The organism is Streptomyces sp. NPDC057010 (assembly GCF_042673805.1).
Lineage (GTDB): Bacteria > Actinomycetota > Actinomycetes > Streptomycetales > Streptomycetaceae > Streptomyces.
This window is the reverse complement of record NZ_JBHUSC010000012.1, coordinates 73,563-86,669: the sequence shown is the minus strand read 5'-3', so window position 1 is coordinate 86,669 and position 13,107 is coordinate 73,563. Positions and strand designations below refer to the sequence as shown.

Sequence of the window (13,107 nt, the reverse complement as noted above, 5' to 3'; positions counted from 1 at the left end):
TACGATGAACCGCGTTCACAATCCGTCACGCCACGCTGCACGCACATGAGAAATGGAGCATCCGAGGATGGCTCGACACCTGATCACCAGCGCGCTTCCGTACATCAACGGGATCAAGCACCTGGGCAACATGGTCGGGTCGATGCTTCCGGCGGATGTGTACTCCCGGTACCTCCGCCAGCGCGGCCACGACGTCCTGTACATCTGCGCCACCGACGAGCACGGCACCCCCGCCGAGCTCGCCGCCAAGGAGGCCGGCCTCTCGGTCGCCGAGTTCTGCGCGCAGGCCCACGACGCCCAGAAGGCGGTCTACGACGGCTTCGAGCTGTCCTTCGACTACTTCGGCCGCAGCTCCTCCGCGCAGAACCGCGAGATCACCCAGCACTTCGCGCGCAGGCTCCAGGAGAACGGCTTCATCGAGGAGCGGGCGATCCGGCAGGTCTACTCGCCGGTCGACGGCCGATTCCTCCCGGACCGCTACGTCGAGGGCACCTGTCCGCACTGCGGCTACGACAAGGCCCGCGGCGACCAGTGCGAGAACTGCACCCGCGTCCTGGACCCCACGGACCTGATCGAGCCGCGCTCGGCCATCTCCGGCTCCACCGAGCTGGAGGTCCGCGAGACCAAGCACCTCTTCCTCCTCCAGTCCAAGCTCCAGCACGAGGTCGAGGCCTGGGTCGCGCAGCACGAGGAGGAGTGGCCGCAGCTGGCGTCCTCCATCGCCCGCAAGTGGCTGACCGAGGGCCTGCACGACCGCGCCATCACCCGCGACCTCGACTGGGGCGTGCCGGTCCCGGCCGACACCTGGCCGGAGCTCGCCGCCGAGGGCAAGGTCTTCTACGTCTGGTTCGACGCCCCGATCGAGTACATCGGCTCCACGAAGGAGTGGTCGGACCTGGACCCGGCGAACCGCGACTACAAGTCGTGGTGGTACGAGGCCGAGGACGTCCGCTACACGCAGTTCATGGCCAAGGACAACGTCCCGTTCCACACGGTGATGTTCCCCGCCACCGAGCTGGCCACCCGCGAGCCGTGGAAGAAGGTCGACTACGTCAAGGCCTTCAACTGGCTGACGTACTACGGCGGCAAGTTCTCCACCTCGCAGAAGCGCGGCGTCTTCACCGACCAGGCGCTGGAGATCCTCCCGGCCGACTTCTGGCGCTACTTCCTCATCGCCAACGCGCCCGAGTCCGACGACTCGTCCTTCACGTGGGAGCACTTCACCACCACGGTCAACAAGGACCTCGGCGGCACCCTCGGCAACTTCGTCAACCGCGTACTGACCTTCTCCCGCAAGAAGTTCGGCGACGAGGTCCCGGCCGGCAGCCCCGCCGGCGAGGCCGAGGCCAAGCTGGGCGAGCAGATCGCCGAGCTCCTGGCCGAGTACGAGGGCCACATGGACACCCTCCAGTACCGCAAGGCGGCGGCCGCGCTGCGCGCCCTGTGGTCCGCCGGCAACGCCTACCTGGACGAGAAGGCCCCCTGGCTGGAGGTCAAGACCGATCTGGAGGGCGCGGCGCTCACCCTGCGCACCGCGATGAACCTGATCCACCTCTACTCGGTGGTCTCCGAGCCGTTCATCCCGGCCTCGGCGCGCGCCATGCGCTCCTCGTTCGCGCTCGCCGACGACACGGCCACGTGGATCAGCCCGGAGCAGGCCCGTTCCCTGGACGCGGTCCCGGCCGGTACGCCGTTCACCGTGCCGCCGGTGCTCTTCGCGCGGGTCACCGAGGACGACCTGGAGTCCTACCGCGAGCGCTTCGGCGGTTCGCCGGAGGCCTGAGCTCCGCAGCCGTGACTCGTGAGGGGCGCGTTCCTTTGAGGGACGCGCCCCTCACGCGTGTCCGCGGTGGCGGTGGTGGTAGGGGAAACCCCACCGTGAAGTGTCCGCCTGGGCGTGCAGACCGGGCGGGGGCCGGGCGGCTGCAATGGCCCTATGCCTGCTTCCCGTACGACAGCCCGTGGCGCCGGTGCCGCCCGCCCCGCCCTGGGGGTGGCCGGCTGGCTGCTCGCCGCCGCCTGGGCCCTTTCCTTCCCGCTGTTCTCCTCGCTGGGCCCGCACCGGTCGTGGGGCTGGTGCGCGGCCGCCGGGTACCTCGCAGCCGCCGCGGCGACCGCCCTCGGCCGCCGCCGGGCGGCACTCGGCGCGGCCCTGCTGGGGGCGGTCGCCGTGCCGCTGCTGTACCTGGTGCTGACCGGGCAGGGGCAGTCGGAGGTGGGGGTGATCGAGCGGTCCGGGCGGCTCCTGCTCCGGACCGGACGGCTCTACGTCGACCAGCCGGCCGGGGTCGAGGAGTACACCCCGTACCTCCCGGGCATGGCCCTGCTCGGCATGCCGCGCGCGCTGCTGGGCGGCGGTGACGGCTGGGCGGTGCGGCTGCTCGGCGACGCCCGGATCTGGTGCGCGGCCGCCCTGTTCGGCGGCATGACGGCAGGCCGCCGGCTGCTGGGCGGCGCCCCTTCGCCGCTGCTGCCCGTGCTGGTGGCCTCGCCGGTGGTGGCGCTGCCCCTGGCGGTGAGCGGGGTGGACCTGCCGCTCGCCGGGCTGTGCTGCCTGGCGCTCGCGGCCGCAGCGGCGGGGCGTCCGGTCCTGGCGGGGGCGGTGCTCGCCGGGGCGTGCGCGCTGAAGTGGACGGCGCTGCCCGCGGTGGCGGTGGCGGTGGCCCTGCTCGCGGCCTGCCGGGGCGGCCGGGCGGCGGTGCGCTGCGGGCTGGTGGCGGCGGGCGGCACGGCCCTGCTGGTGCTGCCGAGCGCGCTGCTCCAGCCGGGGGAGCTGTGGCGCCAGGTGTTCGCGTTCCCCACCGGGCGGGCGGAGGTCCCTACTCCGGCGAGCAGCCCGCTGCCGGGTCACCTGCTGGCCGGACTGGGCCCCTGGGGCTGGTACCTGACGGTGGCCCTGCTCGCGGCGGCCGGCCTGGCGGTGGCGCTCTCGCTGGTGGTCCGGCCGCCGCGCACGGTGGTGGCGGCGGCCGACCGGCTCGCGATCGGCCTCACCGCGGCCTTCCTGCTGGCCCCGGCCGGCCGCTTCGGCTACCTGGCGCTGCCGGTGCTGCTGGCGCTCTGGGCCCGCTCGGCGGCGCCCCGCCGCGGCGCTTCCCGGATCGTGGCCGCCGGCCCGGGTGCCCCCGGCCGCCGACCGGCACGGGCCTTGTAGGTTCGCCGTATGCACACCACCCTGACGGAGCACGCCCGGTGCGTCTGGGGCGACGAGTACGGTCCGACGCCCCCTTGCGAAGCCCGCGAGCACCACTGGATGTACTTCGCCGAAGAGCTGACCTTCGCCGACGCGGACGCGATCCTCGCCATGCTGCGCGAGTTGTGCCCGGGCCTGGTCGACGGCTGGCTGCCGGTGTGGGTCCGCAACCTCGCCTACCGCCTGATCCTGCTCCAGCGCCCGGACGACCCGGACATGATGCGGGAGGCGGCCCTCAACCTGGAGGCGCACGGCCCGTCCTGGGACGACATCGCCGAGGACCTCCGCGCCCGCGCGGACGCCCTGGACCCGGAGGGCGCCAAACCCTGGGGGCAGGGCCCGGGCTGAGTGCCGGGGCCCCGGCCTACGCGGTCTCCCGGCCCCGCAGGTGGGCGAGGACGGCCAGGACCCGGCGGTTGCCGTCCGTGGGGTCCAGGTCGAGTTTGGTGAAGATGCTGGACGCGTGCTTGACCACGGCGGCCTCGGTGACGAACAGCCGCGCCGCCAGGGCCTGGTTGTTGAGGCCCTCGGCCATCAGGCCCAGCACCTCCCGCTCGCGCGGGGTGAGCCGGGCCAGCGAGTCGTCCGCGGACTGCCGGCTGAGCAGGACCCGGACCACCTCCGGGTCGATGACGGTTTGGCCCTCGGCCACGCGCCGCAGCGCGTCCAGGAACTCGGCCACCTCGCCGACGCGGTCCTTGAGCAGGTAGCCCAGCCCGGCCGACGAGGCGCCGGTGAACAGCCGGGTCGCGTAGGCCGTGGCGACGTACTGCGAGAGCACGAGCACCGGCAACGAGGTGTCCCGGGCGCGGAGTTCGAGTGCGGCCCGCAGGCCCTCGTCGCGGAAGCCGGGCGGCATCCGTACATCGGTGACGACGACGTCGGGCCGCTCCGCCTCCACCGCCCGCACCAGCTCCCCGGCGTCGCCGACGGCGGCGAGCACCCGGTGGCCGCCGCGGGTCAGCAGCTCCGTCAGCCCCGCGCGCAGCAGTACGGAGTCCTCCGCGAGGATCAGCCGGAGCACGGGACCTCCACGCGGAGTTCGGTCGGTCCGCCCACCGGACTGGACACCACCAGCCTGCCCTTCAACATCGCCACCCTGTCCGCGAGTCCCGCCAGGCCCGCACCCGCGCCGGGATCGGCCCCGCCGCGGCCGTCGTCGGTGACGGAGAGAGTGAGCCGGTCGCCCTCGACCCTACCCAGGACGACGACGCGCGAGGCACCGCTGTGCTTGGCCGCGTTGGCCAGCGCCTCGGTGACGGTGAAGTAGGCCGTGATCTCCACGGAGTCGGCCAGCCGCGGCACGCCGTCGAGGTCCACGGTCACCGGGACGGGGTGGCGCTGCGCCACCTCGGCCACGGCCGCCGCCAGCCCGTGGTCGGTGAGGACCTGCGGGTGGATCCCCCGTACGAGATCGCGCAGCTGCTCCAGGGCCACCTTCGCCTCGCCGCGGCCCCGGGCCACGAGCGCGGCGGCTCCGGCGGCCTGCGGGAGGGAGCGCAGCTCCAGCTCTGCGAGGCCCAGGGTCATGCTGAGTGCGACCAGCTGCTGCTGGGCGCCGTCGTGCAAGTCCCGTTCGATGCGCCGCCGTTCGGCTTCGAAGGCGTCGACGAGCCGGACCCGGGAGCGGGTGAGTTCCAGGACGCGGGCGTCCTCCTCGCGCGGTCCGAGCAGCAGCCGGGCGGTCTTGACCTGGGCCGTGGCGAGCAGCGCGCCCGCGTAGGCCGCCGCCACCAGCCCGGCCAGTCCCACGGCCGTGCCGCCCAGCGCCTCCAGGGGGCCGGAGACGGCCCTGCCGGGGATCAGCATCACCGGCTCCGGCGCGAGTGCCCAGACGACGGCCGGGGACGCGACGAGCATCAGGGAGAACGCGAGCAGCGTGACCACCCCGAACCCGGCGGCCCCGAAGACCGGCCCGAGCAGGGCGGCGTACGCGAACTCGCGCCAGGTGGCCCGCTCCCGCAGCCGGGTCCGCAGCCAGGCCGCGGGCCCCGCCCCGGCGAGCGAGGTGTGCGGATCGGCGACCGGCGCCGGCTCCACCCAGCGCAGCCGCCACCGCTCCAGCGCCCCGAGCGGTACCCCGGCGGCGACGGCGCACAGCAGGAGCAGCAGCCCGATCCCGGCGACCGCGAGCACCACCCCGAGGCCGACGAGCACCACGAGCGCGACGAGCACCGGGTAGCCGAGGAGGGCCCCGGCCGCCAGGTAGCCCCAGCACCGCCAGGGCCACCGCGAGAGGAGGAAGCGGCCCGGCCGCCGCAGGGCGGCCCGGACGGCGACGGGCGGGAAGGGTGTGATGTCGGACATGTACTCCGAGTCTAGGGCCACGACGACATGGACCCCTGCGGGAGCCGCCCGCCCTGGGGCGGCTCCCGGCCGGGTGCGGTCAGGCGTGGCCGATGCGGAAGCCGACGCCGCGGACGGTGAGGATCCAGGCGCTGCCGCCGAGCTTGCTGCGGAGGCTGCTCACGTGGGTGTCGACGGTGCGCCGGGACCAGGAGTCCCCCCACACCTCGTGCATGATCTGCCGCCGCGGGACGACGGAGTCCGGCTGGGAGGCGAGGAGTAACAGGAGGTCGAATTCCTTTCGGGTCAGGTCGATGCGCTGGCCTCCGAGCTCCACTTCGCGCGAGCCGGTGTCAATGGTGAGCGGTCCGTGCGAGATTCCCCGGAAGGAGGCCTTCGCCGGCGTGGCAGGCCGCGCCCGCCGCATCACCGCTTCCATTCGGGCGAGCAGTTCGCGAAATCCGTAGGGCTTGACGACGTAATCGTCGACGCCCGCCTGGAATCCCAGCACGCGGTCCAGTTCCGAACCGCGCGCCGTCACCGCGATGATGGGGACGTCGCAGCTCGACCGGATGATCCGGCAGACCTCCAGACCGTCCAGGTCGGGCAGTTCGAGATCGAGCAGCACCATGTCGGCGTTCCGGTACTGCGCCAGTGCTTCATCGCTCGTCTTCGCGTTGTCGACGGTGTGGCCATTGCGCCGCAGCCCCCGAGTCAGGGCCTCCATGTCGCCGATATTGTTCTCGACAACCAGTACTCGGTACGCTGTCGAAGAATTGGACAGGCGATCGGTCCGACTCGGAATGCTGGGTGTATCGATGGTGCTCCTGATCACTGTGCTCCCCCGTTCTTGATCACTGCGCGCTCCCCTTCGCACTGTTCTCGCGTCAACTGAGCCCACGGCCGGGCCAATCGGGTGTGCGATCGCCATGGGACCTCGCGGTCGGCGAGCCAGTCGAGTCCTCACGGATGGACTGCGTCTTTCCGGGCGGCGGCGGGTCGCGTTCGACAAACGGGCGCACAGTGCAAGTCGTGGCCGATATCCGGCCGTTGGAGTGACTGATCCGTTTGTGAACGAGCCGCAGACAAGGGGTTGGAGCATCGGCGGTGAAACCCCGCCCTCGCTGTGCCCGTGGCTCAGAGGCTAGAGCAGGTCTCTTCTGGAAACAAGGGTTCCATGTGAGACCTGGGTGGGTAGGCTGGTCAACATGGCTACCGACAACACCACTTCATCCACCCCTTCACCTGAGAGTTCGTCCGGCGACCCGTTCAGCGCCGGTTGTGAGCCACGTGTCCTGCTTCACACCGCAGGGGACAAGTGGGTGATCCTCGTCGTGAACATGTTGGGCGACGGGGACGCCCGGTTCTCCGAACTGCAGCGCACCGTTGGCGGAGTCAGTCGCAAGATGCTCACGCAGACGCTGCGCACCCTCGAGCGCGACGGTCTGGTGGCCCGCACGGTTTACGCCAACACCCCGCCCCGCGTGGTCTATTCGCTCACCCCGCTGGGCCGGACGCTGCTGGTCCCGCTGCGTGCCGTCCGGGCCTGGTGCGAGCAGTACGTCGGCGCCGTGAGCTCGGCCCAGGCCGCCTTCGACGCACGCGGCCGGGACCAGGTCGCCGTTCCCGGGACCGCCGTGATGGCCGCCGGCTGATCCGCCGGCCCCGCGGTCCCCGCTGGCCCGGCCACCCCGGCCCCGTCCGGCCGGAACGGTGAATTTCGCGTGACGTCAGCGTCAGGTTATCCGGCCCCAGTGTCAGGGGAGTTGCAACCGGAACAGCCCGCTTTCGGTCACCGTGGCCGCAAGTCCACCCCCGCGGTGGTGTTCACCTGCTCGGATCGGTAGGCCGGTCCGGGCGGAAGGCCCTGTTCAGCAGGGCGGCGGAGCGCAGGGGACGCGCTTTGTCCGCCGTGGTTCCGTCGTGCCAGTCTGCCGCCGCAACAGCAGTCACAGCCAGCGGACATGACGGGGGATCAGGACATGGTGGAAGACATTCGAGGGGACCGGGGGCCGGGGATCACCCGCAGGGTGGTGACGGCCGGCGCCTTCTTCGGGGCGCTGGCCGTGGGGACGGGCATCGGCCGCCCGCCGGCGGGCGCCGCGGCGGCCCCGGCCGGCCCGGCCGAAACCCCCGGGGCCGCACCGGCCGGTCCGAACTGGGGCCTCACCAAGTTCCTCGACCCGCTGCGCATACCCCCGGTGATCCGGGCGGGCGGCACCCTCACCGAGGCGAAGATCAACCTGACCACCGCCCAGGTGCAGCTGCACTCCCAGCTGCCGCCGACGACCGTCTGGGCCTACAACGGCCAGTACCCGGGCCCGACCATCGACGTCCCCAGCGGCAAGGACCTGCGGGTCAGCTGGACCAACGGCATCGAGACCCGCATGCCGCTGGTCGCCGTACAGGCCCCGGCCCCGGCCAACCCGACGGCGAGCCCCGGCTACCGGGACCCGGGCGGCGCGCTCCGGGCCGGCCACACCATCGTCGAGGGCGTGGCCGAGCTCCCGTCCTGGACGGTCACCCACCTGCACGGGGCGCCGAACAACGGCGGCAGCGACGGCTGGCCGCACAACGGCGGGCTGACCGGCACGAGCCAGATCTCCCAGTACCCGAACCTCCAGCCGTCGGCGGCGCTCTTCTACCACGACCACGCGATGGCGATCACCCGGTACAACGTCCACGCCGGGCTGGTCGGCATGTACCTCATCCGCGACGCGGAGGAGAAGGCACTCGCCCTGCCCACCCGCGAGGTCCCGCTGATCCTCGGCGACCGCAACCTCGACACCGACCCGGCCACCGGCGCGCTCACCGGCCAGCTCCTGTTCAAGGTCCCCGCCGTGCCGTTCGGCGACCACGTGGTCCCGGCCGGGTTCACCGGCCCGTTCAACACGGTCAACGGGGTCATCTGGCCCTACCTGAACGTCGAGGCGCGCTGGTACCGCTTCCGGCTGCTCAACGCCTCCAACGGCCGGATCTACACCCTCAACCTCGTGGACGAGAACGGCACGTCCCACAACGACGCCATCCGCCTCATCGGCACCGACGGCGGCCTGCTCCCCGCCGCCGCGCCCGTCCCGGCGGGCGGTCTGACCGTCGCCCCCGCCGAACGGTTCGACGTACTGATCGACTTCAGGCAGCTGAAGGGACTCAGGCTGCGCCTCACCGACGCGCGGACCGCCGGCGGGCCCACGGAGCCGGACCTGATGCAGTTCCGGGTCGAGGACCGCACCCGGTCGGACGCCTACAGCATCCCGGCCGTCCTCTCGCCCTCCTACTACCGGGTCGAGCACGGCAGGACGCTGCCGGAGGACCACGACCACGTATGGGTGGCGCTGGTGATGAACCAGCAGGGCCACCCGGAGATGTGGGACCTGGAGGAGCTCGCGAGCGACCCCGGCGGGGAGGGCGTCATCCAGATCACCGACCCCGAGACCGGTGCCACGCGGACCTTCCGCAAGCTCGGCGCCCTCTTCGACGACACGGTCGGCGTCTACATCAACCACAACCGCTGGGCCGTCTGGAACTTCATCCACGTGGGCCCCATCGGACCGGTGCACCCCATGCACATCCACCTGACCCGCTTCCAGGCACTGTTCCGGCGCAACTTCACCACCACCTACGACATCCCCACCGCCCGCACCACCGCCCCCATCACCGGCTTCACCGACGTCCCGCTGGAGAAGTACGAGGAGGGCTGGAAGGACACCGTCCTCGTCAACCGGGGCCAGTGGGTGGCGGTCGCCGGCAAGTTCGACGGCGGCACCGGGCAGTTCGTCTACCACTGCCACACCCTCGATCACGAGGACGACGGCATGATGCGGCCGTTCGTGGTCCACCCGGCCGAGGTCGCCCGGTTCCACGCCCACAGCGGCCCGGGCCACCACGAGCACGGCGCCGCGGGAGCCGCGGCGAAGCACTGAGGCAGGCGTGTGGGGTTGTCCGTACGCACGGACCGCGCGACGGACAACCCCGCTCACCGTACGGCTACTTCGCTCAGCCCCGGTCCGCGGCCGGCCGGACCACGCCCAGCAGCTCCTCGTAGAACGTGGTGCGCAGGTCGGCGCTCTTGGCGCGGGAGACCATCTCCGCACCCAGCACCCCGCGCTCCGGGATGAAGCCGGCGCCGCCGTTCGGCCCGAGCGACAGGGCGATCATCGGGCCGCCCGCCCGGTAGGTCTCCAGCTCCGTCTCGCCCGCGATCAGCTTGCGGATGTTGTTCGCGACCACCACGGCGTGGTCCTCGGCCGCCTTGGCCTTCTTGGCCTCGGGGATCGAGGTGACGTCGCCGAGCGCGAACACCCGGTCCTGCCCGGCCAGCTGGAGGGTGTCGCGCACCTCGACGAGCCCGCCGGCCTGCCGGTCGGCGGCCAGGTCGCCGCCCAGGTAGCCGGTGGCCGGGGCCGCGCCGAAGCAGCGGAACCAGATGTCGGCCGTCACCTCGGCGCCGGTCGTCAGCTTCGCCGTGAACGTCTTGGCCCGGCCGGCCTCGGCCGGCGGCTCCTCCACCAGCGAGGCACCCAGGACGATCTCCACCCCCAGCTCCTCCAGCTGGCGCCGCACCTCGGCGCGCAGCTCGTCGGGGAAATCGCCCACGATGAGCTCCGAGGCGGGATCCACGATCGTGACCTTCTTCTCCGGCCACGCCGCGCGGATCTCACCGGCGAACTCCACCCCCACCGGGCCCGCGCCCAGCAGCAGCACCGAACCGGCGGCCTGCAGGGCCGTACGGGTCTCGGCCAGCCGGGCCTTGGCCCCGGCGGCGTCGTCGATGTCGAACTTGGCGGGGAAGGGGTAGGTCGAGCCGGTGGCCAGGACCACGAAGTCGGCCTCGATCCGCTCGCCCGTCGACAGGGTCACGGAGCCGGGCTCCACCCGCTCGGCGCGGGCGTGCACGATCCGCCCCCGCGCGAGCAGGCCGTCGTAGGGCAGGAACAGGCGCTCGCTCCATGCAGGATCGACGACTCCGCGCAGGGCGGCGACGTTGTGCACGAAGGAGTCCTTCTGCTCCACCAGGATCACCTCCGCCACGTCGTCCAGGGCCTTGGCAACGGTGGTACCGCCGTATCCGCCACCGACGACGACAACAGTCGAACTCATGATTCCTCCTGATAAAGGTGTGGTGATGGCCCGGCGACGGCGAAGGCCGTCTACCGGGGGTCGATGCGCGACAGCGCCGCGAAGGCCGCCGCGGGGAAGCGCCGGTCGGGCCGGAGCATGTGCTCGCGCAGGCACGCCTCGGTGAACTTGATGACGTGCTCGTCGCCGTGCTCCACGGCGCGGGCGCTCAGCTCGTCGAAGGAGGGCAGATCGCTGTCCGTCGCCGCCAGGACCGCCTCCTGCTCTCCCCTGCGGTCCCGGGTGAAGGCCAGCAGGAAGGCGGTGTGGACCTGCCACAGGGCCGCGACGGAGGGTTCGTGCAGTTCGACGGGAAGATGGGGGAGGACCAGGCGCACGGCCGCGGGGGCGGTGACCGCGTGGACCATGGGAACGGCGTAGATCTCGTCGTGGGCCAGGTAGACGCCCGCGAACTCCGCGGTCATCTCGCTCAGCAGCCACTGCGCGTGGTTCGGGGCGACCGAGTCCAGGGCGTCGAAGTAGCCCGGTATCGCGTCGAGTTGGCTGAAGCGCTTGCGTGCGACGGCGGGGGTCACCGCCTCCTCGCCGCGGAACCGGGGCAGGGCGGCGACGGCGCCGGCGATGTCGTGGGCGCCCTTCAGCCGGGGCTCGCCGGGCAGCCGGGTGTAGCGCGCGGCCCAGTACGCCAAAGCACGTGCCAGTTCGGTGAGTTGCAACGAGCTCGGCTGCCGGGCGGCCGCGATGCTGCGCACCGCGTGCGCCGTACGGATGGCCCCGTGGGTCAGCCCGGCGAGGAGCCCCGGCAGCAGCTCGGGCCACCAGCGGGCCAGCACCGTACGCCACGGGGCCTCGGCCAGCTCCCGTACGAAGAGCTGCTCCCAGTCGCCCGCCCGCTCGAAGGCGCCGAGCGCGGGGCGCCACGACGACTCGTCGGCGGCGTCGAGCGCGAACCGGGCGGCCGGGGGCTCGTGGTGGGGCATCGCGGTGCGGTAGCCCTCGACCCAGGCCGCCACCTTGTCCGCGTGCCCGAGGACCGCCAGGGTCTCGGCGCCCATCGGTCCGTGGTTGGCCAGGTCGCCCTGGGCGCCGCGCTCGTACCCCAGGTCGTCGAGGCGTTCGAGGGCCTCGTTGACGGCGTCCTCGTAACCGAGCTTCGTCATGCGCGACCGCCTTCCCGCCTGGCCGACACGTCCGCCGTCACGGACGCCAGCCGGGTGCCGCTCACGGCCCAGATCTCGGAAGCCCCCGAGCTGGTGAACGCCGGCCCGGACTGCACCGCGTCCTGCTCGATGTCCACCCAGCCGGGGAGCCCCGGCTTGTCGTCGAAGACCTCCTTGACCCGGTAGCTGAAGCGCGCCCCGTCCTCGTCGGACCGCGTCCAGGTGCCCTCGCCGGTGCTCACGGGGGTGGCGAGGAGGACCGTGCCGTCCGGCTCGAAGGTGAGCTGCACCTCGGCCGTCTTGTCTCCGTAGACCACACTCGCCGACCACGAACCGATCGGGGAATTCCGGCCAGTTGTCTCATTCAGCGCATCGGCTGAAGTCGTGTTGTGTTCCATGACTTCGAAGCTAGCCGCAGCCGGATACCTCCCGACAGCGGGAATCCGTGGAACTGACGGAGATCTGACATTGCCGTGACATTCGCCGGAGGAAGCCGCCGTCCGTCATTCGAAACATGACCGAACCCTGGAATCCCCGGCCTTGAACGGCTCTTCTCGGCCACCCACCATGAGACGGAAAGAGACCGGGGACATTCATCGGGGTGGAGGCCGAGCGATGAGCAGGCTAACGAACAAAACGGCGCTCGTCACCGGAGCGAGTCGAGGTATAGGCCGTGCGATCGCCGAGCGGCTGGGGCGTGAGGGCGCACTCGTCGCCGTACATTACGCACAGGATCGCGAGGCCGCCGAGAATACCGTCAAAGCCATCGCCGCCGATGGCGGCAGGGCATTCACCGTACGCGCCGAATTCGGTGTTCCCGGCGCCGTCGAAACGCTCTTCGAGCAGCTCCGCACCGGGCTGGAGACGCTCTGCGGCACCGCCGAGCTGGACATCCTGGTGAACAACGCGGGAATCAACACCACCGGGGCGGGCCCAGAGGAGACCACTCCGGAACTTTTCGACCGGCTCATGGCGGTGAACGCGAAAGCGCCGTTCTTCGTCGTGCAGCGCGCACTGCCGGTCCTCCGTGACGGCGGGCGGATCATCACCATCTCCTCCGGCCTCACCCGGTACGCGAACCCGAAGGAAGTGGCCTATGCCATGACCAAGGGCGCGGTGGAGATGATCGGCCTGCACTTCGCCCGCCACCTGGGCCCGCGCCGCATCACCGTCAACACCGTGTCGCCCGGCGTCACGGACACCGGCCACGCCTTCCTGGACGTCCCCGGGGTCCGGGAGGCCCTGTCCGGCCTGGCCGCCCTCGGCGGCATCGCCCAGCCCTCCGACATCGCCGACGTCGTGGCCTTCCTGGCCTCCGACGACGCGCGCCGGATCACCGGCGCCGTCCTCGACGCCAGCGGCGGCTCGCTCCTCGGCTGACACCGCACA

12 protein-coding genes are annotated in these 13,107 nt (G+C 71.9%); 6 read left to right on the top strand and 6 right to left on the bottom strand.

All coding sequences use genetic code 11. From position 1 onward, the window contains the following. The first annotated feature begins 67 nt into the window (after window positions 1-67). The 3 genes from metG to ACFTXQ_RS14650 all read left to right on the top strand — a co-directional run bounded on the left by metG (window position 68) and on the right by ACFTXQ_RS14650 (window position 3,541). Window positions 68-1,783, top strand: a complete 1,716-nt coding sequence (gene metG, locus ACFTXQ_RS14660; protein ID WP_382640356.1) for a methionine--tRNA ligase — start codon at window positions 68-70, stop codon at window positions 1,781-1,783. Between the two features lie 153 nt (window positions 1,784-1,936). Further along, complete coding sequence (locus tag ACFTXQ_RS14655; RefSeq protein WP_382640354.1) at window positions 1,937-3,154, top strand: glycosyltransferase 87 family protein; 1,218 nt, start codon at window positions 1,937-1,939, stop codon at window positions 3,152-3,154. 9 nt (window positions 3,155-3,163) lie between these two features. Then, on the top strand, window positions 3,164-3,541 hold the full coding sequence (locus ACFTXQ_RS14650) for a hypothetical protein (RefSeq protein ID WP_382640351.1): 378 nt from the start codon (window positions 3,164-3,166) through the stop codon (window positions 3,539-3,541). Between the two features lie 16 nt (window positions 3,542-3,557). Here the strand turns inward: ACFTXQ_RS14650 and ACFTXQ_RS14645 are convergent, their stop codons facing one another. The 3 genes from ACFTXQ_RS14645 to ACFTXQ_RS14635 all read right to left on the bottom strand — a co-directional run bounded on the left by ACFTXQ_RS14645 (window position 3,558) and on the right by ACFTXQ_RS14635 (window position 6,311). Next, window positions 3,558-4,217, bottom strand: coding sequence for a response regulator (locus ACFTXQ_RS14645; RefSeq protein ID WP_382640349.1), 660 nt, complete (start codon window positions 4,215-4,217; stop codon window positions 3,558-3,560). Beyond that, window positions 4,205-5,500, bottom strand: a complete 1,296-nt coding sequence (locus ACFTXQ_RS14640; protein WP_382640346.1) for a sensor histidine kinase — start codon at window positions 5,498-5,500, stop codon at window positions 4,205-4,207. Before ACFTXQ_RS14640 ends, ACFTXQ_RS14645 begins: the two co-directional genes overlap by 13 nt. 79 nt (window positions 5,501-5,579) lie before the next feature. Beyond that, entirely contained in the window at window positions 5,580-6,311 is a 732-nt protein-coding gene (locus ACFTXQ_RS14635) for a response regulator transcription factor (RefSeq protein ID WP_382640507.1), read from the bottom strand. A gap of 490 nt (window positions 6,312-6,801) precedes the next feature. Between ACFTXQ_RS14635 and ACFTXQ_RS14630 the strand changes: the two genes are divergently transcribed. Next, complete coding sequence (locus tag ACFTXQ_RS14630; protein WP_382640343.1) at window positions 6,802-7,134, top strand: winged helix-turn-helix transcriptional regulator; 333 nt, start codon at window positions 6,802-6,804, stop codon at window positions 7,132-7,134. Between the two features lie 327 nt (window positions 7,135-7,461). After that, window positions 7,462-9,402: a multicopper oxidase family protein gene (locus ACFTXQ_RS14625; RefSeq protein ID WP_382640341.1), complete on the top strand. Its 1,941-nt coding sequence runs from the start codon at window positions 7,462-7,464 to the stop codon at window positions 9,400-9,402. Between the two features lie 73 nt (window positions 9,403-9,475). Here the strand turns inward: ACFTXQ_RS14625 and ACFTXQ_RS14620 are convergent, their stop codons facing one another. From ACFTXQ_RS14620 to ACFTXQ_RS14610, 3 genes are read right to left on the bottom strand one after another with little or no spacing between them, the layout of a single operon-like run. Further along, the gene (locus ACFTXQ_RS14620) at window positions 9,476-10,579 is read right to left on the bottom strand and encodes an NAD(P)/FAD-dependent oxidoreductase (protein WP_382640338.1); all 1,104 of its coding nucleotides are present in this window, start codon (window positions 10,577-10,579) and stop codon (window positions 9,476-9,478) included. Window positions 10,580-10,629: 50 nt separating this feature from the next. Beyond that, a complete protein-coding gene (locus ACFTXQ_RS14615; protein WP_382640335.1) occupies window positions 10,630-11,718 on the bottom strand; it encodes a questin oxidase family protein in 1,089 nt (362 codons plus the stop codon). Continuing rightward, window positions 11,715-12,035, bottom strand: coding sequence for a hypothetical protein (locus ACFTXQ_RS14610; RefSeq protein WP_382640332.1), 321 nt, complete (start codon window positions 12,033-12,035; stop codon window positions 11,715-11,717). Before ACFTXQ_RS14610 ends, ACFTXQ_RS14615 begins: the two co-directional genes overlap by 4 nt. Before the next feature lie 298 nt (window positions 12,036-12,333). On the opposite strand from ACFTXQ_RS14610, the gene ACFTXQ_RS14605 reads away from it, so the two are divergent. Further along, window positions 12,334-13,098, top strand: a complete 765-nt coding sequence (locus tag ACFTXQ_RS14605) for an SDR family oxidoreductase (protein ID WP_382640329.1) — start codon at window positions 12,334-12,336, stop codon at window positions 13,096-13,098. Window positions 13,099-13,107 lie beyond the last annotated feature (9 nt).